This window comes from Micromonospora sp. NPDC005710 (assembly GCF_040630995.1).
In the GTDB taxonomy this organism is placed as follows: domain Bacteria; phylum Actinomycetota; class Actinomycetes; order Mycobacteriales; family Micromonosporaceae; genus Micromonospora.
This window is the reverse complement of record NZ_JBEXYP010000010.1, coordinates 143,013-168,406: the sequence shown is the minus strand read 5'-3', so window position 1 is coordinate 168,406 and position 25,394 is coordinate 143,013. Positions and strand designations below refer to the sequence as shown.

Annotated in this window: 25 protein-coding genes and 1 riboswitch; of the genes, 12 read left to right on the top strand and 13 right to left on the bottom strand. The window is 71.5% G+C overall.

Annotation, left to right across the window (positions count from 1 at the left end; translation table 11 throughout):
• The first annotated feature begins 3 nt into the window (after nucleotides 1–3).
• A complete protein-coding gene (locus ABZ406_RS16295) occupies nucleotides 4–885 on the top strand; it encodes a TauD/TfdA family dioxygenase (protein ID WP_357761608.1) in 882 nt (293 codons plus the stop codon).
• 11 nt (nucleotides 886–896) lie between these two features.
• Here ABZ406_RS16295 and ABZ406_RS16290 read toward each other — a convergent pair whose 3' ends face one another.
• The gene (locus tag ABZ406_RS16290; protein WP_357761605.1) at nucleotides 897–1,505 is read right to left on the bottom strand and encodes a TetR/AcrR family transcriptional regulator; all 609 of its coding nucleotides are present in this window, start codon (nucleotides 1,503–1,505) and stop codon (nucleotides 897–899) included.
• Between the two features lie 113 nt (nucleotides 1,506–1,618).
• On the opposite strand from ABZ406_RS16290, the gene ABZ406_RS16285 reads away from it, so the two are divergent.
• The gene (locus ABZ406_RS16285) at nucleotides 1,619–2,629 is read left to right on the top strand and encodes an aldo/keto reductase (RefSeq protein WP_357761602.1); all 1,011 of its coding nucleotides are present in this window, start codon (nucleotides 1,619–1,621) and stop codon (nucleotides 2,627–2,629) included.
• A gap of 66 nt (nucleotides 2,630–2,695) precedes the next feature.
• On the opposite strand, the gene ABZ406_RS16280 is transcribed toward ABZ406_RS16285, so the two are convergent.
• Nucleotides 2,696–4,267 carry a helix-turn-helix transcriptional regulator gene (locus ABZ406_RS16280; protein WP_357761599.1) on the bottom strand — a complete coding sequence of 524 codons (1,572 nt, stop codon included), beginning with the start codon at nucleotides 4,265–4,267 and terminating at the stop codon, nucleotides 2,696–2,698.
• A gap of 197 nt (nucleotides 4,268–4,464) precedes the next feature.
• On the opposite strand from ABZ406_RS16280, the gene ABZ406_RS16275 reads away from it, so the two are divergent.
• Both ABZ406_RS16275 and ABZ406_RS16270 read left to right on the top strand, forming a co-directional pair.
• Entirely contained in the window at nucleotides 4,465–4,725 is a 261-nt protein-coding gene (locus tag ABZ406_RS16275) for a hypothetical protein (protein ID WP_357761596.1), read from the top strand.
• A 13-nt stretch (nucleotides 4,726–4,738) separates the two neighbouring features.
• The gene (locus ABZ406_RS16270; RefSeq protein ID WP_357761593.1) at nucleotides 4,739–5,872 is read left to right on the top strand and encodes an oxalate decarboxylase family bicupin; all 1,134 of its coding nucleotides are present in this window, start codon (nucleotides 4,739–4,741) and stop codon (nucleotides 5,870–5,872) included.
• A gap of 56 nt (nucleotides 5,873–5,928) precedes the next feature.
• On the opposite strand, the gene ABZ406_RS16265 is transcribed toward ABZ406_RS16270, so the two are convergent.
• From ABZ406_RS16265 to ABZ406_RS16245, 5 genes are all read right to left on the bottom strand, one after another.
• A complete protein-coding gene (locus ABZ406_RS16265) occupies nucleotides 5,929–7,404 on the bottom strand; it encodes a PepSY domain-containing protein (protein WP_357761590.1) in 1,476 nt (491 codons plus the stop codon).
• A 137-nt stretch (nucleotides 7,405–7,541) separates the two neighbouring features.
• The gene (locus tag ABZ406_RS16260) at nucleotides 7,542–8,105 is read right to left on the bottom strand and encodes a copper resistance CopC family protein (RefSeq protein ID WP_357761587.1); all 564 of its coding nucleotides are present in this window, start codon (nucleotides 8,103–8,105) and stop codon (nucleotides 7,542–7,544) included.
• A gap of 17 nt (nucleotides 8,106–8,122) precedes the next feature.
• On the bottom strand, nucleotides 8,123–9,331 hold the full coding sequence (locus ABZ406_RS16255; RefSeq protein WP_357761584.1) for a Dyp-type peroxidase: 1,209 nt from the start codon (nucleotides 9,329–9,331) through the stop codon (nucleotides 8,123–8,125).
• A gap of 23 nt (nucleotides 9,332–9,354) precedes the next feature.
• The gene (locus ABZ406_RS16250; protein ID WP_357761581.1) at nucleotides 9,355–9,957 is read right to left on the bottom strand and encodes a copper chaperone PCu(A)C; all 603 of its coding nucleotides are present in this window, start codon (nucleotides 9,955–9,957) and stop codon (nucleotides 9,355–9,357) included.
• A 65-nt stretch (nucleotides 9,958–10,022) separates the two neighbouring features.
• Entirely contained in the window at nucleotides 10,023–12,119 is a 2,097-nt protein-coding gene (locus tag ABZ406_RS16245; protein WP_357761578.1) for a copper resistance protein CopC, read from the bottom strand.
• Between the two features lie 123 nt (nucleotides 12,120–12,242).
• Nucleotides 12,243–12,458: riboswitch (cobalamin riboswitch) on the top strand.
• Between the two features lie 129 nt (nucleotides 12,459–12,587).
• Here ABZ406_RS16245 and ABZ406_RS16240 point away from each other — a divergent pair.
• Both ABZ406_RS16240 and ABZ406_RS16235 read left to right on the top strand, forming a co-directional pair.
• Nucleotides 12,588–13,106, top strand: a complete 519-nt coding sequence (locus tag ABZ406_RS16240; protein WP_357761575.1) for an acyl-CoA thioesterase — start codon at nucleotides 12,588–12,590, stop codon at nucleotides 13,104–13,106.
• A 93-nt stretch (nucleotides 13,107–13,199) separates the two neighbouring features.
• Complete coding sequence (locus ABZ406_RS16235; RefSeq protein ID WP_357761572.1) at nucleotides 13,200–14,099, top strand: ABC transporter substrate-binding protein; 900 nt, start codon at nucleotides 13,200–13,202, stop codon at nucleotides 14,097–14,099.
• Here the strand turns inward: ABZ406_RS16235 and ABZ406_RS16230 are convergent.
• A complete protein-coding gene (locus tag ABZ406_RS16230) occupies nucleotides 13,988–15,103 on the bottom strand; it encodes an AraC family transcriptional regulator (RefSeq protein WP_357761568.1) in 1,116 nt (371 codons plus the stop codon). The genes ABZ406_RS16235 and ABZ406_RS16230 overlap by 112 nt on opposite strands.
• A 90-nt stretch (nucleotides 15,104–15,193) precedes the next feature.
• Here ABZ406_RS16230 and ABZ406_RS16225 point away from each other — a divergent pair, with 90 nt between their 5' ends.
• Together ABZ406_RS16225 and ABZ406_RS16220 are read left to right on the top strand one after the other, a co-directional pair.
• Nucleotides 15,194–16,117: an NADP-dependent oxidoreductase gene (locus tag ABZ406_RS16225; RefSeq protein ID WP_357761565.1), complete on the top strand. Its 924-nt coding sequence runs from the start codon at nucleotides 15,194–15,196 to the stop codon at nucleotides 16,115–16,117.
• An 83-nt stretch (nucleotides 16,118–16,200) separates the two neighbouring features.
• Nucleotides 16,201–16,701 carry a signal peptidase II gene (locus ABZ406_RS16220; protein ID WP_357761562.1) on the top strand — a complete coding sequence of 167 codons (501 nt, stop codon included), beginning with the start codon at nucleotides 16,201–16,203 and terminating at the stop codon, nucleotides 16,699–16,701.
• Here ABZ406_RS16220 and ABZ406_RS16215 read toward each other — a convergent pair.
• From ABZ406_RS16215 to ABZ406_RS16200, 4 genes are read right to left on the bottom strand one after another with little or no spacing between them, the layout of a single operon-like run.
• Nucleotides 16,690–17,292 (bottom strand): LUD domain-containing protein, encoded by a 603-nt coding sequence (locus ABZ406_RS16215; RefSeq protein ID WP_357761559.1) that lies wholly within the window; start codon nucleotides 17,290–17,292, stop codon nucleotides 16,690–16,692. The genes ABZ406_RS16220 and ABZ406_RS16215 overlap by 12 nt on opposite strands.
• Nucleotides 17,289–18,734 (bottom strand): lactate utilization protein B, encoded by a 1,446-nt coding sequence (locus ABZ406_RS16210; RefSeq protein WP_357761556.1) that lies wholly within the window; start codon nucleotides 18,732–18,734, stop codon nucleotides 17,289–17,291. The genes ABZ406_RS16215 and ABZ406_RS16210 overlap by 4 nt, the downstream gene beginning before the upstream one ends.
• Nucleotides 18,731–19,441, bottom strand: a complete 711-nt coding sequence (locus ABZ406_RS16205; protein WP_357761552.1) for a (Fe-S)-binding protein — start codon at nucleotides 19,439–19,441, stop codon at nucleotides 18,731–18,733. Before ABZ406_RS16205 ends, ABZ406_RS16210 begins: the two co-directional genes overlap by 4 nt.
• A gap of 25 nt (nucleotides 19,442–19,466) precedes the next feature.
• The gene (locus ABZ406_RS16200) at nucleotides 19,467–20,186 is read right to left on the bottom strand and encodes a GntR family transcriptional regulator (RefSeq protein WP_357761550.1); all 720 of its coding nucleotides are present in this window, start codon (nucleotides 20,184–20,186) and stop codon (nucleotides 19,467–19,469) included.
• A 152-nt stretch (nucleotides 20,187–20,338) separates the two neighbouring features.
• Here ABZ406_RS16200 and ABZ406_RS16195 point away from each other — a divergent pair, with 152 nt between their 5' ends.
• Together ABZ406_RS16195 and ABZ406_RS16190 are read left to right on the top strand one after the other, a co-directional pair.
• Nucleotides 20,339–21,178, top strand: a complete 840-nt coding sequence (locus tag ABZ406_RS16195) for a fumarylacetoacetate hydrolase family protein (protein WP_357761547.1) — start codon at nucleotides 20,339–20,341, stop codon at nucleotides 21,176–21,178.
• On the top strand, nucleotides 21,178–21,933 hold the full coding sequence (locus tag ABZ406_RS16190) for an SDR family oxidoreductase (protein WP_357761544.1): 756 nt from the start codon (nucleotides 21,178–21,180) through the stop codon (nucleotides 21,931–21,933). The genes ABZ406_RS16195 and ABZ406_RS16190 overlap by 1 nt, the downstream gene beginning before the upstream one ends.
• A 72-nt stretch (nucleotides 21,934–22,005) precedes the next feature.
• On the opposite strand, the gene ABZ406_RS16185 is transcribed toward ABZ406_RS16190, so the two are convergent.
• A complete protein-coding gene (locus ABZ406_RS16185) occupies nucleotides 22,006–23,049 on the bottom strand; it encodes a DUF4034 domain-containing protein (protein WP_357761541.1) in 1,044 nt (347 codons plus the stop codon).
• 158 nt (nucleotides 23,050–23,207) lie between these two features.
• Here ABZ406_RS16185 and ABZ406_RS16180 point away from each other — a divergent pair, with 158 nt between their 5' ends.
• Both ABZ406_RS16180 and ABZ406_RS16175 read left to right on the top strand, forming a co-directional pair.
• On the top strand, nucleotides 23,208–24,119 hold the full coding sequence (locus ABZ406_RS16180) for a hypothetical protein (protein ID WP_357761539.1): 912 nt from the start codon (nucleotides 23,208–23,210) through the stop codon (nucleotides 24,117–24,119).
• Between the two features lie 275 nt (nucleotides 24,120–24,394).
• The gene (locus ABZ406_RS16175) at nucleotides 24,395–25,393 is read left to right on the top strand and encodes an RNA polymerase subunit sigma-70 (RefSeq protein ID WP_357761536.1); all 999 of its coding nucleotides are present in this window, start codon (nucleotides 24,395–24,397) and stop codon (nucleotides 25,391–25,393) included.
• The last annotated feature ends 1 nt before the right edge of the window (nucleotide 25,394 follow it).

Below are 25,394 nucleotides of genomic sequence, written 5' to 3'. Positions count from 1 at the left end.
GTCATGACCGACACGCTCGTGAAACTGGCACTGGAGCCACTCGGGCCGCACTTCGGGGCCGAAGTGCGGGACCTGGACCTGCACGGCGCGACCGACGAGGAACTCGCCGCGGTACGGGCGACGTTGGTGCGGCGCAAGGTGCTGTTCTTCGCCGACCAACGCCTCGACGACGACGGCCAGGTACGCCTCGGTCGCCGGCTCGGCGAGCTGACCGCCTCGCATCCCGTGGTCGGCGGCGTCGACGAGAAGCACCCCGAGGTGTACGCCCTGGACAGTGCGGACAACGGCTTCGCCGACGTGTGGCACACCGACGTCACCTTCGTCGCCCGTCCACCGCTCGGCTCGATCCTGCGCGCGGTGACCCTGCCCCCCACCGGTGGTGACACCACCTGGGCCGACAGCCAACTCGCGTACGACTCGCTCGCCGAGCCGGTGCGGCGGCTGGTGGACCAGTTGGTCGCCGTGCACGACGGCAACCGGGAGTTCGGCTACTACCTCGCGCAACGCCGTGGTGGCCGGGGCAACCTCTGGGAGGGGGAGGTGGTCACCCGACTGGACCCGGTGGAGCACCCGGTCGTGCGCGTACATCCGGAGACCGGTCGCCGGGGCATCTTCGTCAACCCCGGCTTCACCTCGCACATCGTCGGCGTGTCCGAGGCGGAAAGCCGGTCGCTCCTCGATCTCCTCTACGCCCACCTCACCAAGCCGGAGCACCTGGTGCGACACCGGTGGCGGCCGGGCGACGTGGTGATGTGGGACAACCGGAGCACCGCGCACTACGCCAACCGGGACTACGGCGGCGCGCGCCGGGTCGTACACCGGATCACCCTGCGTGGCGACCGCCCGCAGGGGCCGGTCGATCCGTGGCGTGGTGCGGTGGGCTGACCGCTGGCGGGTCAGCGCAGTCCGCGGATGAGGTTGTCGACGAGGGTGCGGGCGAAATCCTCGGTGAGCGGCAGGTCGGCGATGAGAAGCCGGTGGTAGCAGGCGCCCCAGAGTTGGTCGACGACGGATTCGGCGTCGATGTCGGCACGTAGCTGCCCACGGGCCACGGCCCGGGTGAGGGTTTCGACGGCGAGGGCCCGCCGAGGGCCGGAGTAGCGCTCGCGGTAGGCGGCGGCCAGTTCCGGGTCGGTCTGGGCCTGCCCGATGAGTTGGCTGATGACCCGTCCGGCGGTGGTGTCCCGTACGAGGTGGACGAAGGCGACGAGCTGGTTGGTCAGGTCGGCGACGATGTCGGCGGTGTCGGCGAAGGCCAGCGTGGGCGCGACGACTGTGAAGTAGCCGTCCAGGGCGAGTGCGCCCCTGGACGGCCACCACTTGTAGATGGTCATCCGGCTGGCTCCGGCGCGGGCCGCGACCTTCTCGATGGTGAAGCCGGCCATGCCCTCGGCCAGCAGGAGTTCACCGGCGGCCGTGAGGATCTCCGCACGTACCTGGTCGGCGGGGCGACGGCCGCGACCACGGCGCGTTGGCGTCTGGGCGTCCGGCGTGAGCTCGGCCACTGGTCCTCCCGTTTATATGGACACGCTGTCTACTTGCTGGTTATATGGACACAGCGTACACAGCGGTGTCCGGAACCACGACGCCGCGACGACGACCGAAGGAGACGAGGAACATGACGGCTCTACGACGGCGACTGCTGGGTTCCTCCGGGCCGGAGGTGTCGATCATCGGGCTCGGCGCGATGGGCATGTCCGACCTGTACGGGCCGGCCGACGAGGCGGAGAGCATCGCGACCCTGAACGCGGCGATCGACGCCGGTGTGAACCTGATCGACACCGCCGACTTCTACGGGTCGGGTCACAACGAGCTGTTGATCGGCCGGGTGCTGCGGGAGCGTCGCCGCGACGAAGTGGTGCTCAGCGTGAAGTTCGGCGCTCGCCGGACACCTGACGGCGGCTTCCAGGCGGCACCGTACGACGTGTCGGCGGCGGCGGTGAAGGACCGGCTGGCGTACTCCCTGCGCCGGTTGGGAACCGACCACATCGACATCTACCGGCCGTCGCGGCTGAACCCGCAGGTGCCGATCGAGGAAACCGTGGGCGCGCTCCTCGAGATGCAGCAGGCCGGCTACATCCGGCACATCGGGCTCTCCGAGGTGGGCGTGGACAGCATCCGCCGGGCCGCGGCGGTGGCACCGATCAGCGACGTCCAGATCGAGTATTCGCTGCTCTCCCGAGGGCCGGAGGCCACCATCCTGCCGACGCTGCGGGAGCTGGGTATCGGGCTGACCGCCTACGGGGTGCTGTCCCGAGGTCTGCTCAGCGGCCACTGGTCCGCGGACCGTGCGCTCACCGGCACGGACTTCCGGGCGAACAGCCCACGGTTCCAGGGCGAGCACCTGGCCGCCAACCTGCGCCTCGTGGACGCGCTCGGCCGGGTCGCGCAGCGCCTCGGGGCGACCACCAGCCAGGTGGCGATCGCCTGGGTGGCCGCGCAGGGCGAACACCTCGTGCCGTTGGTCGGGGCGCGGCGGCGGGACCGGCTGACCGAGTCGCTGGCCGCTGTCGACGTGGTGCTCGACCAGGACGCGTTGGACGAGATCGAGCTAGCCGTGCCAGCCGGCGCCGCCTCCGGCCAGCGGTACGCGACAGGGATGATGGCCCTCCTCGACAGCGAGAAGTGACGGCGGGGGAGTTCGCACTTTACGGCTTCGGCGAGCGCTGTCAGGTCGGCCGCGGCCATCGGCTGATCATCGTCTCGTCCGTTCCCAGGCCCGCACGAGCTGCATCCGGTTGTTGATGCCCAGCTTGTGATAGATGGAGCGGAGTTGGGTGTCCACTGTGTGGAAGGAGACGAAGAGGCTCCTGGCCGCCTCCTTCTTGGTGGCGCCGGCGGCCAGCATCTCCGCCACCCGCTCCTCGGCGGGGGTGAGCGCGTCGACGCCCCGGCGTGGCGGCTCGTCGACCGACGGTCGATGGCGCGGGGTCGCAGCGAGATCGGCGCACCGCCGGTCCGCGATCGCCTGGTCGCCTGGGGCGCCGATCCGCGCGTAGAGGGCAGCCGCCTCGTGCGCGGCGTCGCGCGCCTCCCCAGCTCGCGCCCGAGGGCAGGTAGCGAGGTCGAGCAACGCGTCGGCCAGCGCCGGCCGGGCGGCGGTGGTGCGCAGCTTGTCGACCGCCGACCGGAGCGCGTCCGGGTCACCGTCGCGCAACCCCCGGCTCTGGTCGGCCAGCGCGTGCCACAGCGGCACCGGAGTGCGGGTGGACACCACCTCGACCAGTTCGGTGACCCGGCGGGCGGCGTGGGTGTCGCCGGCGGCCATCGCCGCGCGTACCAGTCGGGGGCCGAAGTGCGGCACGGGCAGGAGCGACCGGACCGACCGGTGCAGGTCGGCGACGACAGTGGTGAGCAGGCCGGCCGGGGCACTGAGGGCGGGGTCGCGAACCGCCACGCAGAACGCGGGCGTCCACAACGTACGGTCGGGCCACCGGTCCTCGGCAAGGCAGCTGCGGAGGACGGCGCGCGCGTCGTCGTGTTCGCCGCGGCGGTAACGGACCTCACCGATCACCGCCACCAACAGGGCACGGACCTCCCTGCTGAGGCCCGCCGAGCCGGAGCTGAGTGTCGTGACGGCCAGCGCGGCCGCCTCGGGCAGCTCTCCCACCGCCACCATGCGCAGACAGTCCAGCGCGGTCAGCCCGGTGAGGGAGGCGTCGGGCGGCCGGTGGGTCGCTGCCCGTGCGTCCTGGTGCCGGCCCAGGCCGAGCTGCACGAGGATCCGTTCCGCCCGGATGGTCGGGGCGTCGCCGCGTGCCGCCCAGGTGTCCGGCTCCAGGGCCGCCAGCACGGCGTGGGCGCCCGGCAGATCACCGTGCGAGAGCGAGCGGGCGGCCCGGCCGAGGGCGAGGTGGCGGGCGGACGCCTGGTCACCCGAGGTGGCGTGCGCGGTGCCGGCGTCGCGGAGCAGGGCATCGGTGTCCGGATGTCCCGTGCGGGCCGCGACAGTGGCGACCAGGGCGAGCACTGTGCTGCGGCTGCGGGCGTCCAGTCGGAGGTTCAGCGCCTCCCGGAGGCCGGCGAGGGCGACTGTCGGCTGCTCCAGTGCCACGATCTGCGCCAGGCGCCCCAGCAGATGGGCGCGGTGACGCTCGTCGCCGCGACTCCGGGCGATTTCCGCCGCCAGGACGTGCAGCGCCTCCATCCCGCGTCCGGCGAGCCGGAGCTGGTCCGCCGTGGCGAACAGCCGGTGCCGTCGTTGCTCGGCGTCGGTGGCGATGTTGTCGGCCGGAAGAGTTCCGGCGTTGACTGGTGATTCGGACAAGGGCGTTCTCCCCGGTGGTAACCAGGCGCGTCAAAATGCCGTCCTGCGACCGAGCCTAGCCATGACGGCCGGTACGGGCGAGCGGATCGACCAACCGGCGAGATTGCGCCGATTGGCCCCAGCGTCCGGTATTTGACCTGCGGTAATGGCGCGATCACGTGATGCGACAGGCGGTGGTCGGCGCCGATCATCGAAGCATGGCCCAGCTCACCGAACTTCCCGGTCTGCACCGGCTCCGGGTCGTCCTGCTGACGTTCGTCCTCTATGCCGTCACCGGGGCCGGTGGCCACGCTCCGGTGTGGACCCGCCTGGTGCTGACGGCGACCGCGGCGGCGGTGCCGGTCGCGATCGCGATCCGGTACGGCTGGCCGGGAGTGCGGGCCCTGCTGGGGATCTCGACCCGGCTGCGGCTGCGAGCCGGATCGGTCTCCGCGCCCCGTCCGATTCAACCCGAGTGAGGAGACAGCGATCATGGCGAACAACGATCCTCAGCCGCGGCGCGGCGACCAGGGCGCCGCGCCCCTCGCGGGCCGTAACGTCGAGCTCGAGCGGCAGAACCCTGACCTCGTGGTCCCACCGACCACCGACAGCCGGCTGGTGCCCAATCTGAAGTTCTCCTTCTCGCAGGCGCACACCCGGGTGGAGAAGGGCGGCTGGACGCGGGAGGTCACCAGTCGCGACCTTCCGATCGCCACGCAGCTGTCCGGCGTCCAGTTCGGTCTGGAGCCGGGCGGCTACCGGGAGATCCACTGGCACCAGCAGTCGGAGTGGGCGTACATGCTCAGCGGCAGCTGCCGGATCAGCGCCGTCGACCACGAGGGCCGCAACTTCATCGAGGACGTGAGGGCCGGCGATCTGTGGTTCTTTCCGCAGGGAGTGCCGCACAACATCCAGGCGTTGGAGGACGGAGCGCAGTTCCTGCTGGTCTTCGACGACGGCATGTTCTCGGAGAACAACACGTTCCTGCTCAGCGACTTCTTCGCACACACACCTCGACACGTCCTGGCCAAGAACTTCGGCTGGACGCCGGAGCAGATGGAGAACCTGCCGGAGCGGGAGAAGTACATCTTCCAGGGCGACGTCCCACCGCCCCTGCAACAGGACCGGGTGGTCAGCCCGACCGGGGACATCCCCCGAAGCTTCAAGCACCGGATGCTCGCGCAGACCCCGCAGCGTTTCCGCGGCGGAACGGTCCGGATCACCGACTCGACGAACTTCGCCGCGTCGGTGACCACCGCCGCCGCCCTGGTGGAGGTCGAGCCGGGCGGGATGCGCGAGTTGCACTGGCATCCCACCACCGACGAGTGGCAGTACTACATCTCCGGCACCGGGCGGATGGGCGTCTTCGCCTCGCAGGCCGCCGCCCGGACGTTCGACTTCCAGGCCGGTGACGTCGGCTACGTCCCGTTCGCGTACGGCCACTACATCGAGAACACCGGCGACGAGCCGTTGGTGTTCCTGGAGATGTTCCGCCATCCCCGGTTCGAGGACATCTCGGTGATGCAGTGGATGGCCAACACTCCCCACGAGATCATCGCCGACACGATCAACGTGCAGAAGTCGATGGTCGACAGCCTGCCGAACACCAAACAGGTGGTGGTCTGAGCGAAGGTGGCGTCCTCCGGCCGTCCGTCGTTCGACGGACGGCCGGAGGGGGTGGATCAGCTCCCCGCCGGTGCCGGGGACGTGGGTGCGGCGGCAGGTCGTCGGCGTCGGGACACCGCACCCACCACGACGTCGATGACGAGGAAGGCGAGCATTGTGAGCCCGAACAGGGGCAGCGTCCAGCCGATCGCCACGGTCACCGGTACGCCGATCAGCAGCGCCCAGAGCGGCAGACCGTGTACGCCGCCCCGGGCCGGCGGGGTGCCCACGATGGCACGGCGGTCGACGCGGGTGGGTCGGCGTTGCCACCACATGCGGTAGCCCCAGAAGATGACGCACAGCAGCCCGAGGGCGAGCGCGGCGAGCAGGATCTGGTTGACCAGACCGAAGAGGATCCCCATGTGGGCCTGGATGCCGAGGCTGCTCAGTGTGGCCAGCAGCGGCCAGTCGGCGAAGTCGCTGCGGGCGGTGACACTGTCGGAGGCCGGGTCGACGGCGATGCGGTCCTTGTGGACCGGCCAGGTGTTGTCGACCTGCGTGACGGTCCAGGCGGAGCCCGGCTCCGCAGCCGGGGCGATCTCGACCGGCCCGGAGAGGCCCGCGTCGCGGGCGACCGTCAGGACCCGGTCGAAGGCCGCCGACTCGACGACACCGCCCGCCCCGGTGGCACCGTGCTCGTGACCGCCGCCGGTCTCGGCCGGGGCGGTGGACCCGACGGTGAGGCTTGTGGAGATCTCCGGAGTGCGAGCGCTCAGCGCGTCGAGGCCGGCGGTGAAGTTCGCTCCGGCGTATCGGGACCAGGTCAGACCGGTGACGGAGAGGAAGAGGAGCCCGACGGTGAGCCAGATCCCTGTGGTGGCGTGCCATCCTCGGGTACGGCGGACACCCTTACCCGTCGACAGGTCCGGCACGAACAGGTGCCGGGCGGCGGCTCGGGCCGCGCCGCGTCGCCGCCACCAGAGGACGACCCCACCGAGCGCCATGACCCACAGCCAGCTCGCCGCCAGCTCGGAGTAGTGCTCGCCCACCGTGCCCAGGTGCAGGTGGCGGTGCAGGTCGTCCAACCAGGTCGTGATCGGCGTCGACCCGAACCAGGTGGTGAGCTGCCCCTGTGACTCGCCGGTGTACGGGTTGATGTAGACCGTGTGCTGGTTCTCGCCGAGCTCGGGCAGCGAGAACACGACCCTCGTGGTCTGGTCGCCGGAACCGGGTTGCACTGTCGCGATGCTGCCGTCCGGGTGAGCGTTGCGCGCGGCCCCGATCTGCTCGGCCAACGGCAGTTGACGGTCGCCCACCCGGGCAACCGTCAACTGGTCGCCGTAGAGGATCGTGTCGAGTTGCGGTGTCGTGGTGTAGGCCAGGCCGGTCAGTGCGGCGACCACCAGGAACGGGGCGACGAGGATTCCGGCGTAGAAGTGCAGCCGCAGCAGGAGCGCGCCGAACGGTGACGTGCGCCGGGCGGCTCGGGCCGGGTTCTCGGCGGCCGTGGCCGGCTCCGGCGTCGGCGTGCCGGACAGTTCGGTAAGAGACATAGTTGTCCGATCGGAAGAGTCGGGAAACACGACGGTGTTTCCCGTACTGGTCTGGTCGCCCGGGTGAGGTGTCGCGTCGGCCCTGACTGGTAGTCGGGGGAGAGCCGCCTGCGGTTCCCGGGTAGGAGGCGGCCGGATCAGCGCCGGGTCGCCCTCCGCCACAGCAGCGCAGCCGTCGCCAGGACGAGGACTGCCAGCGCGGCACCCGCGACGAGCACACCGGCGCTCGGAACGCCGCCGGACTCCACGGCGGCGGCGGACGGGGTGGGCGCTGTCGCACTGACGACGGCGACCGGCGCGGCGCTGGAGGTGGGATCGGCCACTGTGAACGGGTACGACCCCTGAACCGGGTGCCCGTCGACGGAGACGACCCGGTAGGCAACCGTGTACGTCCCGTTCGGCAGTGCGCCGGTCACCTGGACCGTGCTCTTCGCTCCGGCGACCACAGGTTCGCCGGTGGGAATCTTCCGCTTGGCGGCGTCGGTGAGCACGATCGTGGTGAAGGCGGGGTCGAGCCGCTGCATGAATTCGAGCGTGACCTCTTTCGGGGCGCTCGGCACTGTCGCGTCCCGGGCGGGCGTCGCCGTCTTGAGCGAGTTGTGCGCCCAGGCCGGGCCGGCCGGGATGAGCACCGCCACGAGGACAGCGAACACCGCCGCGCCGAGGCGGACGGCGGTGCGGCGGGGCGACGGAACGGTCATGACAGGTCTCCGCGTGGTCATCCGAGCACCTGCTCGCCGATCCAACCGCCCGGTAGGCACCCGGGTGGGATGGCGAAGACGGCCGAGCCGATCGGCGTGGTCCATTCGTTGAGCAGGTCCCGGTCGGCCAGCCGGCGCTGGATGGGCAGGAACTGCCGGGCGATGTCGGCCTGGTACGAGGTGAAGATCAGTCCACTGTCGGCGTGACCCTCGGCTGTCGGCACCCCGTCGTAGTTGTAGGGCCGGCGCAGGATCCTCAGCCGGTCGTCGGTGACGTGCGCGCGGGTCATGTGGGAGAAGTCGGGGATGACGGTGAGGCCGTCCGGGCCGGTGGCGGCGAAGTCGGGTTCGTCGCGTTCGGCGGTGCCGGTCAGCGGGGCGCCGGTGTCGAGGCGCCGCCCGACGGCGAGTTCGCGGTCGGTGCGGCCGAGCAGGTCCCAGGTTTCCATGTTCATGCTGATCCGCCGGAGCACCAGTGTGGTGCTGTCGCGCAGCCACGCCGGGCCGTCCGGCACCCAGAGCGCGGTGTCCAGCGGTGTGCCCGGTCGAGGGTTGGCGGTGCCGTCGAGCTGACCGAACAGGTTGCGTTGGGTGTGGCCGCCCGGCTCGACACCGGGGCTGCGCCGGAAGCCCTGCTGAACCCACCGCACTGTGGCGAACGGTCGGCTGTCCTTGATCAGGACCCGCTGGGCGTGTGCGACGGAGATCGCGTCGTCCGCGCAGATCTGCAGCAGCAGGTCACCGCCGGACCAGGCCGGCTGGAGCCGGTCGATGCGGAACGACGGCAGGTCGCTCACCGATGCCGGCCGGCGGCTGTCGACGCCGGCCGCCCGGTAGAGGCCGGGCCCGAAGCCGAAGGTCACTGTCAACCGTGCCGGCAGCAGCCCGAGTTCGGCCTCGGTGTCGGCCAGCGCAGGTTGGCCCTGGGTGAGGCGGGCGGCGTCATCGGTGAGCAACCGCAGCATCCGGCCGAGCGCGGCCCGGTCGGTCCCGGACCGCAGCGTGAGTGCCACAAAGGACGCGTGCGCCTGCGGTTCGGTGGCCACCCCGGACTGCCGGGCCCCGTGGAACGGCTCGACCAGGCCGCCGACCGCCGCCACCGGAGTCGTGTCGGCAACGGCCGGTGGTTGCCCACTGCCGGTACGGGTCGCGGCGATCGCGGCACCACCGACCACCGCGCCGCCGGCGGCCAGGGCTCCGCCGGTGAGCAGGCCACGCCTGCTCACCGGGCGGACCTGTGGCGTCCGCGTCACGATGCCGGGCTCATGCTCATCTCCGGCGTGGCGCTCGTGCCGGGCATGGGCTGGCCGTGCCCGGGGGCGTAGCTCTCCTGCGCGCCGATGAACGGCTTGGCCACGGCGCGGAACTGCTGGGTCTTGCCGTCGGCGAAGGTCAGTGTGAAGGCCAACTCGTCGCCGGCCTGGACGGGCTTGGTGAGGTTCATCAGCATCAGGTGGTCACCGCCGGGCTCCAGCGCGTGCGTGCTCTTGGCCTTGATCACGATGCCGCCCTGCTTCTGTTGCATGACCATCTTGCCGTCCTTCATGGTCATCTCGTGCAGCTCCATCGGCGACAACGAGGTCGTGGCACCAGTCACCGTGACATCGGTGTCGCCGTCGTTCACCAGGGTCCCGAAGGCCGCCGTCATGCCCTTGTCGGCCGCCTTCACCCACGGGTCACGGATGCCGAGCACACCAGCGTCCGGGTTGGCCGAGGTCGACGTGGTCGGGCCCACCTGGGCCGTCGACGGCGAGTCGGTCGAGCCGCAGCCAGCGACCCCCACCGTCAGGATCGCGACGGCGACGATGGCGGCCGAGCGGCGGCGTGGAGCGTTTGGGCTGGTGGTGCGCATGTGTTCTTCCTCCGATGGTTGCTGCTGGGAGGTTGGTCGGCCGCAGCACGGAGAAAGTTCCGGAGTCACTGAACGTTGATCGTGAACTCCCCGGTGTGCACCGCCCCGGCGACCTGGAAGTCGAAGAAGGCCCGGTACCGGCCTGGACTCGGCGTGGTCAGCCAGAACTTGACCGTCCCGTCGACCAACTCCTGCTCGGGGTGCACGTGCACGTAGCCGAGGTCGCCCTCACGAACCACTACCAGATGCCCGTACGCGGCCAGGTATCGCTCCAGCTGCGCGGGCGTGGCCGTTTCGGTGTTCGTGACCTGGAAGTGGATCGGTGCCGTCACCCCGACCGTCGGGGTGCCGGTCATCGACACCGCGTACGGACCAGCGGTTGCCTGCGCCTGCGTCGGCGGCAGCGCGGTCGGGGTGTGCGCGCCGGGCACTGTGTGGTCGACGCCCAGCACGAGGGGCAGTGGGGTGCCGTTGGCCGCGGTGACGGAGAAGTCGGCGTAGACGCGGTAGCCGCCGGGTCGGGCCAGCGTCAGGGGGACACTCCAGGTGCCGTCGGCTGCCATCGTCGGATGCAGGTGCTGGTAGCCGGACAGGTCGCGGCCCACCACGATCAGGTGCAACGGCTTGTCGTGAACGACCGCGAAGCGCGTCGCCGGCTGCCGGTCGGTGCCGACGATGCGGAAGCGGTAGTCGGCGCGTACCCCGGCGGGTTGGGTTCGTTCCAGCGGTTGCAGCGTGTAGCCGCCGGCGCTGACTGTCGTGCCGGTGGCGAGTGCCTCGCCCGTTCCACCGTCGCCCCGGTGCGTGTGCGGTCCGGTGCCCGCCGGGTGTTGGTGTCCGTCGTTCGCGGCCCCCGGCGGGCCGGAGGCGGGCGGACCGCCGGCCGACTGCCGGGTGGTGTCGGCGGCCGGGCCACCGTTGCCGTTGACGCGTGCCAGACCGAAGCCGGCGAGCAGGGCCAGCACCAGGCCACCGACGAACAGTGCCAGGTGGGCGTTGCCCAGCCGGGAGGCGGGCGTCGCGGTGCCGAGATCCGGTTCCGGCGATGCTTTGTGCTCGACGGGCTGTCGACTGTCCGTCGTGGCGAGGTCCGTCGCGTCCGCGCCGGTCGGGGTCGGATCGACCGCAACGGCCGTCCGCGCCACGACGACCGCGGTGTCCCGACCCGCGGCCGGCACGGCGCCGGGTCGCCGCTTACCGCCCGGCGTCTGCGTACCGCTGCCGGCCGCCGCGTCGGTTCTGCCTGCATCGGCCCGGCCACTGACGGCTCCACCGCCAGTCCTGGCGCCGGTGGTCTTGCTCACGGCGGCCTTGGCACCGGCGGCCTTGGCGCCGGGAGTCCTGGTTCCGGGACGGGCGCCGCCGCCGCGTCGACCGGATCCCGCCGACGAGGGGCGGCCCCGGCCGGTGGGTCTGCCACTGGGGGCCGTCCGCCGACGCCAGACGACGAATCCGGCTGCCGCAGCCGCCGCCGCGACCACCGCCAGGCCGGTCCACAGGCCCGCTCCGGGCCCGCTCTCCTCAGTCGACCCGGTCGGCGCAGCCGCTGCCGCGGACGACGGAATCGCCGACTCGTCAGCGACCGTCGGCACCGCGGACACCTGCCCGGACGACCCGTGTTGCTCGGCGGTGGCCAACAGCGCCGGATCCGGCTGGGTCGACGGCGGGCTCCACCCCTTGGGCGCTGCCGTCACCCGCCCGTCGTAGCGGAAGGTGAGGGTGCCGCGTACGGGGTCGCCGTCCGAGGCGACCGACAGGTAGCTCACCGAGTACTCGCCCTTGGCCGGCAGGTGCGTCACAGCCACCGTCGCGGGGAACCCGGTCGTGTACTCACGTGGCTCGAACTGGCCATTGACCAGGAAATACTCGCGCACCGGCTTGTCCAGCGGCTTCGGCTCCCCGTACGACCAGCCATTGTCGACCCGGATGCCACCCGGCGCGGTGATCGTGAAGAACGCGTTGGCCGCGGCCTTCTCGGTGAAGAACAACTGCACCGACGTCAACGGCTCGCGCACCGTGGCGCCACTCGCCGGCAGGGACATCGCGAGAGTCCCGTGAGCTGCGGCGGGCTGAGCGGACGCGAGCAGAGCGACAGCCGAGACGAGGAGGAGCGCGAGGAGGCCCGAGACCATCCGCCCAGGAATCCGAGGGTGACGACGCATCTGGATATCCTCGCCGTCGCGAGACTTTTTTCAAGAGGTGCTGGACTTTTTCCTTACCCGGCAAAAGTCGAGCATCCGTCGGGGTGGTCGTCCGCGCTGAATGGGCGCCGACCCTGGCCAGCTATGCTCACCGGTGGCGTTGGTTCGCCCGGTCCTGAGCTGGCCGGGCGTCGTAAGAGGGAACCCGGTGAAAATCCGGGGCTGCCCCGCAGCGGTGAGTGGGAACGACAGCCGTCATCAGCACTGGGCCAGTGGCCTGGGAAGCGACGGCCAGTAGGGGACCGGCACGGCCGGTCGAGCCCGCGAGTCCGAAGACCTGCCCGCGCCGCGTACACGACCGTGTGCGCTGCCGTCGGCCTCGCGGGTGGGCTGAGCGGGTGACGTGCCGGGCGTTGCGCGCCGGTGCGTGCTCGTCAGTGTGCGTCCGTGAACCGGCGGTGTGGTTTCCCGAGGGACGGACCTACCGCTGTGCACGACACCAGCACGATCGCCGGCCGCGCGCCGTCGGCATCGCACCTGACCCTGTCGCAGATCATGGATCAGCACCACACCAACCTGATGGGTACGGTCCACGGCGGCCGGATCCTCAACCTCATCGACTCGGTCGCCGGGGTGGTCGCCGCCCGGCACTCCGACGGGCCGGCGGTCACCGCCGCCATCGACGAGACGGCGTTCCTGCGCGCGGTACGGGTCGGTGACGTCGTGCACGTCGACGCCCGGATCACCTGGGCGGGGCGCAGCTCGATGGAGGTGGCGGTCAAGGTGACCGCCGACCGGTGGGACCGGGCGGTGCCGCCCACCGACGTGGCCACCGCCCACCTGGTCATGGTCGCCATCGACGACGACGGCCAACCCCGCGCGGTGCCGCCGCTGCTGCCCGAGACCGACGGTGACCGACGGCGCTACCGCGAGGCGGAGATCCGCCGCGAACACCGTCTGGCGTTGCGGCGGGCGCTGCTCGACGGCGCCGAGGAGAGCGATGACTGACTGTCGCTGGTCGCGGCGCGGAAGCCTCTGACCGCCGCCGTGGTCGGCTCGCACAGTGGACGCGGCGTGGTCCTGCCTGGTAGGCAGGCGGGTGTGCGCATCGTTTCACTGCTGCCAGCCGCCACGGACATCGTGGCCATGCTCGGCCTGACCGGGCATCTGGTCGGCCGTACGCACGAGTGCGACTGGCCGCCGGGGGACCTGGTCGATGTCCCGGTGGTGACCGCCACGTCTCTGCCCGGGGCGTTGACGAGCCGGGAGATCTCAGCGGCGATCGCTGGTGACCCGCACCGAGGGTCGTCGTTGTACCAGCTCGACGTCACGATGCTGGAGGACCTGAAGCCGGATCTGATTCTGACCCAGGACCTGTGCGACGTGTGTGCGGTCTCCTATGCGCGGGTCAACGACGCGGTTCGGCTGATCGATCTCGACACCACCGTGGTGTCCCTGGAGGCGAGAACAATCGGCGGGATACTGGACACGGTCGACGCCGTGGCCGCCCTGACCGACACCGCGGGCAGGGCGGCCGAGATCCGGGCGGCCGCCGGGCGTCGACTCGCCGCGCTGCCTGGCCCCGGGACGGACGCGCCGACGGTGCTGTTCGTCGAGTGGCTCGACCCGTTGATGCCGGGCGGGCACTGGGTGCCCGAGCAGATCGCCGCCGCGGGAGGGCGGTCGCTGCTGCTCGGGCCGGGGGCGCACAGCACCCCGCACCTGTGGTCGGTGGTTGCCGACCTGGCTCCGGACGTCGTGGTGTTCGGGCCGTGCGGGTTCACACCCGAACGGACCGTCGACGAGCTGTCCGTGGCGGCCGGCCAACCCGGCTGGGCTGACCTGCCTGCGGTGCGTCGGGGGCAGGTGTGGGTGGTCGACGGGCCCGCCTACTTCAACCGCCCCGGCCCCAGGGTCGTTGACGGCGCGGAGATCCTCGCCGCCATCCTCGCCGGCCGCCCGGACTCCCGCGCTCGGCGGGTTTCCGTGGGCGCGGGTTGACCCGACCGCCCGACGTGGGCACCGGCCTGACCGCGCTTGATGTCTGCGGCCTGTCGGTGCGAATGCTGTCCGTCGCGGCGGTACCTGCCGGGGGCGGTTCCGTACCGGCGTTTGAACGCGGTCGAGAAGGCGAACTCGGAGGTGTAGCCGACTCGACTCGCGATGGCGCTCAGCGGGCGGTCGGACTGCCGGAGGAGTCGGGCGGCGATGGTCATCCGCCACCAGGTCAGGTAGGTCAACGGCGGCTGGCCGAGCAGCGCGGTGAAACGGCGGGCGAACGGCGCTCGGGACAGCTTCGCCTCGGCGGCGAGGGTCGCGACGGTCCACGGCCGCGCCGGGTCCCGGTGGATCGCGTGCAGTGCGGCGGCGGTGGCGGGATCGTTGAGTGCCACAGCCCAGCCCGGACGCACCGTTTCCGGAGCGGGGTGCTGGTCGAGCCAGGTCCGCAGGATGTGCAGCAGCAGGGTGTCGAGCAGCGCCGGGATGATGGCGTCGGTGCCGAGGCGGGGCCGTTTCAGCTCGGTGGCGAGCAGGTCCACTGTGGCGCGTAGCTCGGGATGCCGCCCGAGGTGCGCGGGGAGGTGGATGAGTTCGGGCAGGTCGTCGAGAAGCAGGTGCGCGTGGGTCGGGTCGAGTTGGTACGCGCCGCACAGGGTGACCGTCGTGGCGGCGTCGGTGTCGGCGGGAGTGCCGACCACGTCGTCGGCGTAGGGCTGGAGCGGTTCGTCGCTCGGCTCGCAGGCGGGTGCGTCGGGTGGTGTCGACGGGCTGTCGGCGAGCGTGTGCCCACGGCCGTGTGGCCGGAACACGACGTCCCCGGCCGCGAGCGGCACCGGGCCGGTGTCCGGGGCGACGAGCCAGCACGGCCCTTGCAGGACGATCTGGAAGCCGGCGGAGCCGGGGACCGAAGCGAACTGCTGCGCCCACGGAGCATGCCACGTGACCAGTGCCGAGCGTGGCTGGCCGGCTCGCATGACGGTGATCACGTCGCTGAGTACGTCCACGCGGGCAGCGTATCGGCGTGGAGACGATCACGCATGAATCGAGGAGTAGAGAGCATGGATCGTCTTCGACCGCGATCCTAGGTTCGAGTTATGCGAGCCATGCGAATTCATCGGTACGGTGCTGCCTCGGTCATCCGCGAGGAAGAGGTGCCGCGTCCGGCCCCGGGCCGGGGTGACGTCCTCATCCAGGTCGCCGCGACATCGTTCAACCCGTCCGACATCGGGCTGCGGCGCGGGCTACTGCGCACCGTGCTGCCAGTGAATCTGCCGTACACCCTCGGCGGGGACGTCGCCGGCACGATCGTCGCGCTCGGCGACGACGTGCACGCCCTCAACGTGGGTGACCGGGTGGTTGGACGGGTCGACACCGGCGGCGCTGCGGCCGAGTACGTCACCGCTGCGGCTGGCCTCCTTGTCGCGGCGCCCACCGCCATTCCCATCGCGCACGCCGCCGCCATTCCCATCGCCGGTCTCACCGCCTGGCAGGCGGTGTTCGAGCACGCGGGCGTCACCACTGGGCAGCGGGTCCTGGTCAATGGGGCCGGCGGTGGCGTCGGCGGGTTCGCGGTCCAGCTCGCCAAGCACGTCGGGGCCCACGTCATCGCCACGGCCAGCCCCCGCAGCACCGACGTCGTCCGTCAGCTCGGAGCCGACGAGACCGTCGACTACACGGCCGTCCGCCTCGCCGATGCGCTCGACGGCCCGGTCGACGTCATCCTCAATCTCGTCGCCCTCGGTGAACGGTCCGCGTCAGCACTGACGTCGCTGGTGCGGCCGGGCGGCATCGTGGTGTCCGCCACCGGCGCCCCGCCGGTGGCCGCCGGCTCGTCGGTGGCGGCGGTGAGCTTCGTGGCCCGCAACGACACTGGCCACCTTGCCGCGCTCGTCAAGCTCGTGGACGCGGGCGCCGCTCGGGTCGACATCGCCTCGACGCGTCCGCTCGCCGAGCTGGCCTCGGTGCACCTCGACGCCGAGGCCGGCCGGCTCCGGGGAAAGACGATCCTCGTGCCGTGAGGGCCACCGACAGATCCCGTCGCGCGCCGGCACCCCCGCTTTGCCGGTGGTGACGGTCGTGGCGGACCGGCTAGGGTTCCGGAATGTTCCGCGCCGTCGTGTTGATCGCTGCCGTGGTGCTCGCCGCCGATCAGGCCACGAAGTACTGGGCCGAGTCCGCGCTGTCCGACGGGCAGACCGTCACGCTCGTCGGTGAGCTGCTGCAACTGCGCCTCGTCTACAACCCGGGCGCGGCCTTCTCGATCGGCACGGCGTACACCTGGATCTTCGCGGTTTTCGCGGCGGTGGCGGTGGTCGGGGTGACGGTGGTGGCCCGGCGGGTCACGTCGCGTCAGTGGGCGGTGGCGTTGGGCCTGGTGCTCGGCGGGGCGGCGACGCACCTGCTGGACCGCCTCTTCCGGGAGCCCGGGTTCGCGCGGGGGCACGTGGTGGACTTCATCGACTACGCCGGGTTCTTCGTCGGCAACGTCGCGGACATCGCGCTGGTGGTCGGCGTCGGCATCGTCATGCTGCTCAACGTGCGCGACATCCCGCTGCGGGACACGGCGGGCGAGACCCGCGAGCAGGTGTCGTCAGACTCCTGAGCCGACCAGGACGACCTCCAGGCGGCGCGGGCCGTGCACGCCCTCGACCCGGTTCAGTTCGATGTCACTCGTCGCGGACGGGCCGGAGATCCAGGTGAGCGGCGCGCGCGGGTCAAGTCGGGTCAGCGCCTCCGGCAGCAGACCGACGACCTGATCGGTGCGGACGACGCAGATGTGCCGGTCGGGCACCAGGGTGAGCGCACGCCGACCCTGCGTCGGGCCGGCGTCGAGGATGATGGTGCCGCTGTCGGCGACCGCGACGGCGCAGCCGGTCAGGACCGCGTCCAGGCCGTCGAGGACGGCCGGTGAGAGCGGGGGCGCGTCGCGGTGCAGCTGCCCGGCGTACCCGGCCAGCCAGTCGGCGGGGACGTCGGTGGGGATGGCGAGCCGGTCGACCTCGCCGAGTAGTCGGGGCAGGGCGTCGATGCCCCGGTGGACGACGGCCCGGTAGTCCTCCAGGCGGTCGACGAGGGTGTCGATCAGGCCGGGGCGGTCGTCGACCCGGCGGTAGCGGCGGGGCACCTCCACCGGCGGCGGGTTGTCGGCCAGGGCCGTCCGGAGCCGCGCCAGGATCTCGTCACGTGCGCTCACTGCTTTCCCCACCATTCCCGGAAGGTCTGCGGCGCGGGCAGCGGCAGGTCTCGCGACCTTGTCCACGCCGACGCGGGCCAGGGCAGTCGCCGCAGCGTGCGGGCACCGGTGCGCCGCTGACGGTACGCCCCGAGCGGCCCCGCGCCGGCACGGGCCAGGCGCAGCGCGGCGGCCCAGCGACGGGGACTGCGCATGATCCAGGACAGGAGGCGCATGGTGGCCCGTTCCCCGGGCGGGTGCGGTGCCTGCTGGCGGAGGTGGACCAGGATCTCCGGAATGTTGATCTTCACGGGGCACACGTCGTAGCAGGCGCCGCAGAGGGTCGACGCGTACGGCAGTGAGGCGTTGTCGGCCACACCGGTCAGCTGCGGCGACAGGATCGCGCCGATCGGGCCCGGGTACACCGAGCCGTACGCGTGCCCGCCGGCCCGCTCGTACACGGGGCAGACGTTGAGGCACGCGGAGCAGCGGATGCAGGACAGCGCGGGTCGCCCGACCGGGTCGGCGAGCACCGCGGAGCGGCCGTTGTCGACGAGCACGACGTGCACGTCCTGCGGGCCGTCCCCGGGGGTGACACCGGTCCACATCGAGGTGTACGGGTTCATCCGCTCGCCGGTCGAGGACCGCGGCAGCAGTTGCAGGAAGACCTCCAGGTCGGTGAAGGTCGGCAGCAGCTTCTCGACGCCGACGACGCTGATCAGCGTCTCGGGGAGGGTGAGGCACATGCGCCCGTTGCCCTCGGACTCGACCACCACGAGGGTGCCGGTGTCGGCGACGGCGAAGTTGGCGCCGGAGACGGCGACCCGGGCCGAGAGGAAACGCCGTCGCAGGTGGGCGCGGGCCGCCTCGGCCAGCGCGGCCGGTTCGTCGCTCAGGTCGGCCGGCGCGTCGGCCATGCGACGCTGGAAGATCTCCCGAATCTGGGCCCGGTTGTAGTGGATCGCCGGCACCAGGATGTGCGACGGGGTGTCCTCGCCGAGCTGCACGATCAGCTCGGCGAGGTCGGTCTCGTACGCGGCGATCCCGGCGGCATCGAGGGCCTCGTTGAGTTCGATCTCCTGGGTCGCCATCGACTTGACCTTCACGACCTCGTCGGCCCCGGTGGCCCGGGTCAGCTCGACCACGATCTGGCACGCCTCGGCCGCGTCGCGGGCCCAGTGCACTGTGGCTCCGGCGGCGGTGGCGGACGCCTCGAACTGCTCCAGCAGCTCCGGTAACCGACGTTGGACGTCTGCCTTGATCGCCGATCCGGCGTCGCGCAGGGCCTCCCAGTCGGGTACCTCGTCGACGACCCGGGCCCGCTTGCCGCGGATGGTGCGGGTGGCCCGGTGCAGGTTGGCGCGCAGTTGCGGGTCGGCGACGGCTGGCCTGGCGGCGGTGGGGAAGGGCAGCGGGGTGCGGATCCGCCCGCTCCCGGTGGCGGGTGCGACCGGATGGTTCATGAGTTGGCTCCCATCTCGGCGAGAATCTCGGCGTAGTGCACGGCACGTACGCCGGAGCGGTGGCGGTCGAGGCCGCCGCCGATGTGCGCCAGGCAGGAGTTGTCGGCGGCGGCGAGCACCCGCGCGCCGGTGTCGCGGACCCGGGCGCACTTGTCGGTGAGCATCGCGGTGGAGACGTCCGGGTTCTTCAGGGCGAACGTGCCGCCGAAGCCGCAGCACTCCTCGGCGTCGCCCAACTCGACGAGGGTGATCCCGCGGACCTGGCGCAGCAGGGTCAGCGGCCGGTCGCCGAGCCGGAGCATCCGCAGACCGTGGCAGGTGGGGTGGTAGGTGACCGTCTCCGGGAACTGGGCGCCGACGTCGGTGACGCCGAGAACGTCGACGAGCAGCTCGGACAGCTCGTACGTGCGGGCGGCCACCGACGTGGCGGGCGGGTGCAGACGCGGGTACTGGTCGCGGATCATCGCGGTGCACGACCCGGACGGCACGACGACGGCGTCGTAGGAGTCGAAGACGTCGACGTAGTGGCGCACCATCGGCATCGCCTCGGCCCGGTAACCGGTGTTGGCGTGCATCTGCCCGCAGCAGGTCTGGGCGGTGGGGAAGTCGACGGTGTGGCCGAGCCGCCGCAGGATGCGGGTGACAGCGATGCCGGTGCCCGGGAACGCGAGGTCGTTGACGCAGGTGATGAACAGGGCGATCCGCATGGCGCTCCTCGGATCCGTGGGTGGGTCAGGCCGAGTCGCGCGGTGTCGCGGGGGTGGGAGGTTGGTCGAAGGCGGGCAGGTGGCGCTCGCGGGCGGCGCTGAGGTGGGCGCGCATCGCCTCGGTGGCGGCTGCCGCGTCGCCGGCGACGATGGCGGTGGCGATGCGCTGGTGCTCGGTGTTGGTGTCCGCCGCGCCGGCGACCGGGAAGTAGAGCCGGTGCAGGTGCAGGTGCGAGTGCAGCCGCGTGATGGTGTCCCGCAGCAGAGGGCTGCCGGAGACCTCGGCGATCACGTCGTGGAACTTCGCGTCGAGCGCGGTGAAGTCGGCATGGCGGCGATAGCCGTCGCCGGCCTCCACGTCGATGTTCGCCGCCGCCTCGACGTTGATCCGTTGGCGCGCGTCGGCGGAGGCGTGCGTGGCGGCCCGCCCGGCGGTGGCGCCCTCCAGCAGGTGCCGGACGTCGAACAGGTCGTCGAACTCGGCGCGGCTCAGCAGGGGCGTGGTGGTGTAGCCGGAGAGGGGGCGTTTGCGGACCAGACCGTCGGCCTCCAGCCGCGCGAGGGCCTCGCGGACGGGGGTGGGGGAGACGTCCAGCTCCCGGGCCAGCGCGTCGATGTTGACCCGCTCGCCGGGAGGAAGGACGTGGTCCATGACGAGCGTCTTGATCGACTCGTAGACGTCCTCGGCGAGGGTGAGTCGTCGGGCGGGACGGAGCCGACCCTCGCGAGGTTCCTGCTGGGTCATCTCGTCTCCTCAGCAACCCCTTGACGGTGCCGGTGTGAGCGAGTACACACTAGCAAGGCGACATCCTATAGGAAATAGGTTCTCTCGCCACCGTCTCAGCTCTCCTGTGGACCGCACTCGCCATTCCGTACCCCTGCACCGGAGGTTGGTTCGTGAAACTCATGCGCGTCGGGCCCGTGGGGCAGGAACGCCCCGTCCTCTACGTCGACGGGCGGCACATCGACCTCTCGTCGCTCACCGCCGACATCGACGGCGAGTTCCTCGCCGGCGACGGCGTCCGGCGGGTCCGCGAAGCCACCGACCTACCCGAGATCGACGTCACCGGGCTGCGGGTCGGCGCACCTGTCGCCCGGCCGGGGGTGGTGCTCTGCGTCGGGCAGAACTACGCCGCGCACGCCGCCGAGTCCGGTGCCGCGCCACCGACCGAGCCGATCATCTTCTACAAGGCGCCCAACACTGTCGTCGGCCCGTACGACGAGGTCCTGATCCCGCGCGGGTCGACGAAGACCGACTGGGAGGTGGAGTTGGCGGTGGTGATCGGCCGCCCGGCCCGCTACCTCGCCACACCGGCCGACGCCCTCGCGCACATCGCCGGGTACGTGCTGTCGAACGACGTCTCCGAACGGGACTTCCAACTCGCCGTCTCCGGCGGCCAGTGGTCCAAGGGCAAGTCCTGCGAGACGTTCCAACCGCTCGGCCCATGGCTGGTCACCGCCGACGAGATCGACGACCCGCAGGCGCTACGGCTGCGGTCCTGGGTCAACGGCGAGCCCCGCCAGGACTCCAGCACCAAGGACATGATCTTCGACGTGGCGTACCTGATCTGGCACCTGTCCCAGTACACCGTCCTGGACGCGGGCGACGTCATCAACACCGGCACCCCGCAGGGAGTGGCGCTCTCCGGCCGCTTCCCGTACCTGGCCGACGGCGACGTGATGGAGGTCGAGATCGACGGCCTCGGTCGGCAGCGCTGCACGCTCCGGGACGCCTGATGCGGTGTGACGGTCTCGTGGCGGTGGTGACCGGAGGTGGATCGGGGATCGGCCTCGCGTGCGTGCGGGCGTTCGCCGCCGCCGGCGCCCGGGTGGGTGTCCTTGACCTGGACCTGTCCGGCCTGCCGGAGGCCCCCGGGGTGCTCGGCGTCCGGGCGGACGTGGCCGACCGGGCCAGCCTCAGCTCGGCCGTTGCCTCGGTCGCGGAGGCGTTCGGCGGCATCGACATCCTGGTGAACAACGCCGCCATCTCAGCGGTGGGCGCGGTCGAGGACAACGACGACGAGCAGTGGAGCCGAGTGCTCGACGTCAACGTCTCCGGCGTGGCCCGGACCAGCGCCGTCGCCCTGCCGTACCTGCGCCGGTCGTCGTCCGCGGCGATCGTCAACATCTCCTCGATCGCGGCGACCACCGGTCTGCCCAAACGCGCCCTGTACTCGGCGTCGAAGGGTGCCGTGCACGCCCTCACCCTCGCCATGGCCGCCGACCTGGTGACGGAGGGCGTCCGGGTCAACTGTGTCGCCCCCGGCACCGTCGACACGCCCTGGGTGGCTCGCCTGCTCGCCGACGCGGCGGACCCGACTGCCGAGAAGCGGCAGCTGGCGTCCCGGCAGCCGACCGGCCGCCTGGTGACCGCCGACGAGGTGGCCGCCGCCGTCGTGTACCTCGCGTCTCCCGCGACCGGGTCGGTGACCGGTTCGTCGTTGCCGGTGGACGGCGGAATGTCCGGCCTGCGGTTGCCCGCCCCACGCTGATCGTGGGGATGCTCGACGACACCCGGGCCGACGAGCCGGACAACCACCCGGCCGGCATCCTCGCCGCAGCCGTCAGGCAGCGTGGCGGGCGCGGCGGCGTGCTCGGAAGAAGGCGGTGTCGCCGCGCATACGATCACCCCACCAGGACCACGGAACGCTTGTCACGTACCGGCCGATCGACGCGAAGACCGGCGCGGCGTCGGCGTCGCGGCCAGTGCGCGCCAGCCCGTACGCCAAGAAGTTCGCGTCGTTGAGCCAGTCGGCGTGCCGGGTGGCCGGCTGGTGAAACCACACTGACAACGCGTTGTCGAGATCGGATTGCATGATCGGATCCTGCCGCCATCGCTGGCCGATCTCGTCAGCGGTGCTGCCCGGCGACTCGCGATCCTGCTCCCACAACGCCCACTCGGCGGCGGCCAACACGGGCAGCACGTGCAACGGCGAGCCTGCGGGCGCTGCGGCGGCGACCGACCTGGCGAAGTCGAACATCGCCTCGTGAGAGCCGCCCCACTTGATGCAGTGGTAGGTCAGCTTGAGGGTGTGCCCGCGACGGTGCCAGGGGTCCAGCCGGGTCAGCTCACCCCACGTCTCCTCGACGTCCTCCGTCGACGCGCTCTGGTCGATCATGAGCTTCAACTGGTTTGCCCACGGCGTCGGGTCCTCGGGTGCCAGCCGCATGGCCAGGTCGTTCACCTGCCCGGCCAGTTGCTGTAGGCGGTGGAACTCAGCCCACTGTTCTGGACGGACTGCGGAGGCCCAGTCCCCGCCGCGTACCTCCCAGGCTCGGGCCATCAGGGAATGAGCACGTACGAGCTGGGCGTCCGGACAGGTGGGCGAGCGGGCCGCCCACTTGTCGGTCCAAGCGGCCGCCGTGTCGACCCGGCCGGTCGTGCTGTCGACTCGGGATCCCAGCCCACCGGCCGTCGATTCGGCCAGCACGCGGACGCATCGCGCCCGACGGTCGTAGTCACCCCGGGTGGCGGCCATGGCCTTGCGGGCCGGCTCGATGTCAGAGCCGTACCGCGCCTGTGTGCAGGCCTCGCGCAGCACGGTGTCGTCCTGAGCCTGGTTGGTGTCGATCTGGCGGGTGAGTAGCCGCCACACGGTCGAGATCACAATCGAAGAGGGTAGGCGTCGTTCGTGTGTGCGTCCGGCCCGGACCCGGTCTGGCGTGAGCCTGTCTCGCGGCCGTGCCGACCACGGTGCACCGGCAGGGGCCGACAGCCCGGCCACGGCTGCCGAACGCCGGATCACGTGCGTGACATGATTGCGCCATGGGGAAACAGCAGGACGTCGGCGCGGCCGACCGACACAGCCAGTCCGGCACCACCGCCCACCGCCCGATCGGTGGCAACGATGACGCCCGGCTCGCGCTCGCCCAGGACCCCACAACGCCACAAATGACCCTCATCGACCTGGCGTCCGACCCGTCGCCGGTGGTCCGCAAGGCGGTCGCCGCTCGGCCCGACGCCCCCGCGCAGGCCCTGCGACCGCTCACCCGCGACCATGATCGCCAGGTCCGGGAGGCCGTGGCGAGGAACCCCTCCACCTCGATCGCCAACCTGATGCGCCTGGTCAAGGACGCCGACCGGTGGGTCCGCTGGGCGGTCGCCGGCAACCCGGCGTGTGACGAGTCGATCCGCCAGGTCATGTCGCAGACCTCCGACAAGGAGCTTCGCGGTCTGCTCGCGGAGAGTCGGGAGTTGGAGCCGGAGCTGGCCGCCAAGCTGATCGCCGACGTGTCACCCGAAGTACGGGAACGGCTCGCCACCCACACCCACGACCCCGACGTGATCACCGCTCTGCTGGCCGATCGCACCGCACGCGTACGCAAGGGGGTTGCCCGCAACCCGCGGACCACCGCCGAGCAGCGCAGCGCGCTCGCGGCGGACCCGGTGGTCGACGTCCGTGCCGCGCTGGTGCGGGCCGTCGAGCTGGACGAGGCGGATCTGGCCCGCCTGGTCGACGACCGCGCGGTGCAGGTCCGACTGGCGATGGCGACGTCCGAGTTCGTCCCGGCGCACATCCGGCAGACGCTCACCCGCGACGCCGACGAGATGGTGGCCGGCGCGGCACGGGATTACCGCCCCGGCGCCGGCACCGCCTCCGCCGTGCGGGCACCCCGCATAGCGCACCGGCCCACCGCCACCGGCGCGGGACGATCGGGCGGCGACACCGCCCGCTAGGACCGCATTTGGCGCGTCACCGCTCAGTCCATGATCAGGTGATGAAAAGTAGGTTCCAGGACTCCACCTGACCTGTTTTTCATCACCGGATCATCCCGCTCCGGCGCGGCACCGGAAGTAACGACTTCCGGGACGACACCTGCTCCGCTGAGGCTGCTCCCAGGCCGACCCCGTGACGAGACGGTCGGGCCAGGCCGGCAGACCCGAGTGATGAGTTGTCGCGTCCGCGCCCGTCATACCCACGACAGGACATGACGGGGCGGAAGGATGACGTGATGAGTGCGGACACGCGGTTGGAGGAGCTGGGCGTGAGCGGTCTGGGGGAGGTCGACGAACCGGCGTTCTCGGGGCTGGCGCAGCGGCACCGGCGGGAACTGCACGTGCACTGCTACCGGATGCTCGGGTCGTTCGAGGATGCCGAGGACACCGTGCAGGAGACGTTCCTACGGGCCTGGCGGCGGCGGGAGACGTTCGAGGGACGGTCGACGTTCCGGGCCTGGCTGTACCGGATCGCCACGAACGCCTGCCTGGACCTGCTCGCCAAGCGCCGGCCGGAGCCGGCGACCGGCGGTGAGGTGCTGTGGTTGCAGCCCTACCCGGACCGGCTGCTCGACGAGTTGCCGGCGGGCGACGCGGACGAGCCGGAGACCCTCGCCGTCGCGCGGGAGACGATCGAGCTGGCGTACCTGGTCGCGGTCCAGCACCTCGCGCCGCGCCCGCGGGCCGTGCTGATCCTGCGGGACGTGCTCGGCTGGCCGGCGAAGGACGTCGCGGAGCTGCTCGGGGACTCGGTCAACTCGGTGAACAGCGCCCTGCAGCGGGCTCGCGCCGGCATGCGGGAGCACCTGCCCGCCGAGCGGCAGGACTGGACCGGCGGTGCGGAGGACGCCGGGACGCGCGAGCTGGTGCGCCGCTTCACCGACGCCAGCGTGGCCACGAACGTCGAGGTGCTCGCGGGGATGCTGCGCGATGACGTCCGCTACTCGATGCCGCCCACGCCGGGCCGGTACGTCGGCCGCGACGCGGTGGTGAACAGCTGGGTCGAGGACGGCTTCGATGGCATGACGGGCCTGCGCGCGGTCCCCACCTCGGTGAACCGACAGCCCGCCGTCGCCTTCTACCACTGGCGGAAGCAGGAGGGCGCGTACCTGCCGCTGACGATCGACGTCCTGCGTATCACCGGCGGCGCCATCACCGAGGTATTCATCTTCCACGACGACCAGTTCCCGCGGCTCGGGCTGCCGGAACGCCTGCCGGCGGACGGCACGGAGTAGC